Below are 4,741 nucleotides of genomic sequence, written 5' to 3' on the forward strand. Positions count from 1 at the left end.
TGAGTTTCCCTAGTGAATCCCTAGTGAATCCCTGGTGCATCCCATATTAAAAGCGCATGCACTCCCTGGTAAAAGCGCATACTGTTCATATTAAAAGCGCACTTAGTCTTCTTTGAGGGCCAGGTTTTCTATAAGATCAATACGGTACACACAGCGGTGGTCGCCGGAAACAATGTGATCCGTACGGCGGATCTTTACTTCATCACCCAGGATGGCGCGGAAGGTCCTTAACTCTGATTGGCAGATATTTACACATTGGGCAGCAGCGCTGCAAATGGGACAATGGTTCTCTATAAAGGTAAAGCCGTTCCCATCCTTACGCCACTCTGCCAAAAAGCCTTCGGCGGTGCGCAGGGCAGCAAAACGGGCTATTTTATCTCCTACATCGGCAACATCCTCCAAGGCAGCACGGTATTTCTCCAGCTGCTGGTTCTCCCGGGCGCTGATGATCTGGTCCAGCGCTTCCGGTCCCAGCTCATGGCGGATGGTTTGCATCAGCTGCAGGGTAAGTGCAGCATGGGTATCCGGGAAATGCGCATTACCCTGCGCGGTCAGGTTCCATACCTGTACCGGCCGGCCCACGCCTTTAGCGCTTGTAGTGGCGGCCACCAACCCTTCTTCTGCCAGTTTCAGCAATTGCAAACGGGCCCCTTCTCCTGTCATGCCCAGTTCGGCAGCCAGGGAGGCGGCAGTTTGCGGTCCACGGGTCTTTAATAATACCAGAAACCGGTCGGCCGCAGCTTTGATCTTTGGCATATAATTTTCCAAGTACTTGCTTGTTTTATTGTAAATGTCGTAATTTTGTGCTATTCAAAAAAATATTGTTGTAAGGTTATACGACCTTTGCGGAAGCATCCCAACCGATCTTATCACGTTATAACAATTAACAAACTGATAATTAGATAGTTAATGAACGTTCTGATATTCAACGGCTCCATGGACGACCGGCCACATGCCACGGCAGGGCGGATAGCGGGCTACTTTGAGGATGCGTTCCGTCAAAAAGGCTTTACCACAGAGGTGTTTAGTCCGGCCAGCACAGAGATACCGTTCTTTGACCCGGCTAAGCCCGGTACACCGGCCGGGGTGCAGGCCATGTGTGATGCTTTTTGCAAAGCGGAGCTGCAGGTATGGCTTACCCCCTTGTATCATGGCAGCATGACCGGGGTAATGAAGAACTGCCTCGACTGGCTGGAGCTTACCAGCAGGCATGGCCGCCCCTATTTAACGGGAAAGGTCGTAGCTTTGGTGAGTTGGGCCAGCGGTACCCAGGCCATGCAGGGTATTAATGCCATGGATGCTGTAGCCAAGGCTTTACGCGCATGGGTGCTGCCTTTTTCAGTACCGGTGTTAAGAGATCATTTATTTGAGCCGGATAGCAGTACCTTTGCACCTTTATACCGGAACAAATTTGACCAGATGATAACGTTACTGGCCGATGCAAGGCCCGTAGCCATATAATAAAAGCTGTTGGCAGTCAGCTTTTAGCAGTTAGCTGAAAGCCGCCGCCAATAGCTAAATTCTAAAAGCTAAAAGCTCTATATATATGATTACCATTTCAGAAAAAGCAAGTGAATATATTAAGGACCAGATGGTAAGGGAAAATCATGTACCCGGCACTTTTGTGCGCGTAGGCGTAAAGGGTGGCGGCTGCTCAGGCCTTGAATATGTGCTTAAGTTTGAGCAGGATGAACAGGCCGGCGACCAGGTATTTGAAGATAAAGGCGTTAAGATAGTGGTACAAATGAAAAGCCTCTTATATCTTTACGGCACAGAACTGGACTATTCGGACGGTCTGAATGGTAAAGGATTGTTTTTCAACAACCCGAATGCCACCCGGACCTGCAGCTGCGGGGAAAGTTTTGCCGTATAAGGTTAAAAGGTAAGGAAGTAACCGTTTAAAGGATTTTAGGTTTACGATTTTAGGCCCGGGTGTAACAATCCTTATTTAAACTAAAATCACCAACCTAAGATCGTAAATCACACAAAGCAGTATGAGAAATAGTAATGAGATAATCGATGATATTGCCAACAAGGAATACGAGTATGGCTTTACCACCGATATTGAAATGGATATAGCGCCGGCTGGTCTTAATGAAGACGTGATCCGCTTTATATCTGCCAAAAAAGAAGAGCCGGAATGGCTGCTGGAATGGCGTTTGAAAGGATACCAGGCCTTCAAGAAAATGCAGCTTCCGAAGTGGCAGCATTTTGAGATGCCTGAGATGGACTTTCAGAAAGTATCCTACTATGCAGCTCCCAAGAAGAAAAAACAACTCAACAGCCTGGATGAAGTAGACCCTGAACTGCTGGCCACCTTTGAAAAGCTGGGTATTCCGCTGAATGAACAGAAAGCATTGTCCGGCGTAGCCGTAGATGCCGTGTTCGACAGCGTATCCGTTGCTACCACCTTTAAAGGCAAGCTGAAGGAAATGGGCGTTATCTTCTGCTCCTTTGGAGAAGCGGTAAGAGAGCACCCCGACCTGGTAAAGAAATACCTGGGTTCTGTAGTTCCCCACTCCGATAACATTTTTGCAGCATTGAACGCCGCGGTATTCTCCGACGGCTCATTCGTATATATTCCTAAAGGCGTGCGCTGTCCCATGGAGCTGAGCACGTACTTCCGTATCAACGCACAGAACACCGGCCAGTTTGAACGTACGCTCATCATTGCTGATGACAGCAGCTACGTAAGCTACCTGGAAGGCTGTACCGCCCCTATGCGCGACGAGAACCAGCTGCACGCAGCTGTTGTGGAGCTGGTAGCCCTGGACCACGCGGAGATCAAATACTCCACCGTGCAAAACTGGTACCCCGGCGACAAGGACGGTAAAGGCGGTATTTACAACTTCGTAACCAAACGCGGTATCTGTAAAGGTAATAGCAGCAAGATCTCCTGGACACAGGTAGAAACCGGCTCCGCCATTACCTGGAAATATCCCAGCGTAATACTGCAGGGCGATGATGCCATGGGTGAGTTTTATTCTGTAGCCGTTACCCGCAATAAACAGATTGCAGATACCGGCACCAAGATCTACCACCTGGGCCGCAATACCCGCAGCCGCATTATTTCCAAAGGTATCTCTGCCGGACAGGGAGAGAACACCTACCGTGGCCTGGTACAGGTAGGCCCCCGTGCACACAACGCCCGTAACTTTACCCAGTGCGATTCCCTGCTGATCGGTAACCGTTGCGGCGCGCATACGTTCCCTTACATTGAGTCCCGGAACAAAAGCGCCACAGTGGAGCACGAAGCCACTACCTCCAAGATCGGGGAAGACCAGATCTTTTACCTGAACCAAAGAGGGATTGATACGGAAAAAGCAGTAGCACTGATCGTAAACGGTTATGCTAAGGAAGTGCTGAACCAGTTACCCATGGAGTTTGCCGTAGAGGCGCAAAAGCTGCTGTCCATCACATTAGAGGGCAGCGTAGGTTAATTATAACGAATAAAACAACAGAGAAACACAAACAATATCATGCTGACGATTAAAAATCTGCACGCAGAAGTAGACGGAAAAGAAATACTGAAGGGTATAGACCTGGAGATCCGCAAAGGCGAGGTGCATGCCATTATGGGACCTAACGGTTCCGGCAAAAGCTCCCTGGCTTCTGTACTGGCAGGCCGCGAAAATTATACTGTAACACAAGGTGAGGTGAACTTTGACGGCAAAGAGCTGCTGGAACTGTCGCCCGAAGACCGTGCCCGTGAAGGCATGTTCCTGGCATTCCAGTACCCGGTAGAGATACCCGGTGTATCCAACATCAACTTCCTTAAAACAGCCCTGAACGAAATACGCGCCTATAAAGGCTTACCGCCCATGGAAGCGAAGGAGTTCCTGAAGCTTACCAAAGAAAAGCAACAGCTGGTAGAATTTAACGCCAACCTGATGAACCGTTCCCTGAACGAAGGTTTTTCCGGTGGTGAAAAGAAACGTAATGAGATCCTGCAGCTGGCTATGCTGGATCCCAAATTAGGCATCCTGGATGAAACAGATTCCGGTTTGGATATTGATGCGCTGCGTATTGTAGCCGGTGGTGTGAACAAGCTGCGTGGCCCGGAAAAATCTTTCCTGGTGATTACCCACTACCAACGCCTGCTGGATTATATAGTGCCCGACTTTGTACACGTGCTGTACAACGGCCGCATTGTAAAAACCGGTACCAAAGAGCTGGCGCTGGAACTGGAAGAAAAAGGATACGACTGGCTGAAAGAAGCGGAAGTGCACGCCTAAACTAATTAATAATGAAGAATGAATAATTAATAATCTGGAAAAAAGGCATTTCAATTAACAGCCTGCTTTCCGTACTACTTATTAATTATTAATTGTTAATTATTAATTACTACAAGTACGTTTTAATAAACGAATAATTGCAATAGCGGAGGTATGGCCACCATTATTATTAATTATTCTTTATTAATTATTAATTAAAAAGGATGACAAGCGATATAACAACACCATTTTACCAATATATCCTGGATGGGGGCAATGGGCTTACACCCAAGGAAGATGTGCTGTATGGCGTACGGCAGGATGCGCTGGCAAGGTTCCGTACACTGGGCCTGCCCGACCTGAAAACAGAAGCCTGGCGCTATACAAACATTCAGCGTGTTTTAAAGGAGCAGCCCTTTGTATTGCAGCAGCAGGCATTACCTGTAACAGCTGCACAGCTGGCGCCCGCTTTTATCCCGGAACTCTCCTGCTACCGCGCAGTATTGGTGAACGGCCACCTGCAACCG

5 protein-coding genes and 1 pseudogene are annotated in these 4,741 nt (G+C 48.4%); 5 read left to right on the forward strand and 1 reads right to left on the reverse strand.

Annotation, left to right across the window (positions count from 1 at the left end):
• Nucleotides 1-102 precede the first annotated feature (102 nt).
• Nucleotides 103-756: a metalloregulator ArsR/SmtB family transcription factor gene (locus VIM87_RS03025; RefSeq protein ID WP_331995535.1), complete on the reverse strand. Its 654-nt coding sequence runs from the start codon at nucleotides 754-756 to the stop codon at nucleotides 103-105.
• 153 nt (nucleotides 757-909) lie between these two features.
• Here VIM87_RS03025 and VIM87_RS03030 point away from each other — a divergent pair, with 153 nt between their 5' ends.
• The 5 genes and pseudogenes from VIM87_RS03030 to VIM87_RS03050 form a co-directional block, all read left to right on the forward strand.
• Nucleotides 910-1,461: an NADPH-dependent FMN reductase gene (locus tag VIM87_RS03030; RefSeq protein WP_331995536.1), complete on the forward strand. Its 552-nt coding sequence runs from the start codon at nucleotides 910-912 to the stop codon at nucleotides 1,459-1,461.
• Nucleotides 1,462-1,546: 85 nt separating this feature from the next.
• Entirely contained in the window at nucleotides 1,547-1,873 is a 327-nt protein-coding gene (locus VIM87_RS03035; protein ID WP_331995537.1) for an iron-sulfur cluster assembly accessory protein, read from the forward strand.
• A 121-nt stretch (nucleotides 1,874-1,994) separates the two neighbouring features.
• Nucleotides 1,995-3,440 (forward strand): Fe-S cluster assembly protein SufB, encoded by a 1,446-nt coding sequence (sufB, locus tag VIM87_RS03040; RefSeq protein ID WP_331995538.1) that lies wholly within the window; start codon nucleotides 1,995-1,997, stop codon nucleotides 3,438-3,440.
• 39 nt (nucleotides 3,441-3,479) lie between these two features.
• Nucleotides 3,480-4,235, forward strand: a complete 756-nt coding sequence (gene sufC, locus VIM87_RS03045; protein ID WP_331995539.1) for a Fe-S cluster assembly ATPase SufC — start codon at nucleotides 3,480-3,482, stop codon at nucleotides 4,233-4,235.
• Between the two features lie 203 nt (nucleotides 4,236-4,438).
• Nucleotides 4,439-4,741: pseudogene (locus VIM87_RS03050) on the forward strand (Fe-S cluster assembly protein SufD); the annotation flags it as partial.

The organism is Chitinophaga sp. (assembly GCF_036569125.1).
In the GTDB taxonomy this organism is placed as follows: Bacteria; Bacteroidota; Bacteroidia; order Chitinophagales; family Chitinophagaceae; genus Chitinophaga.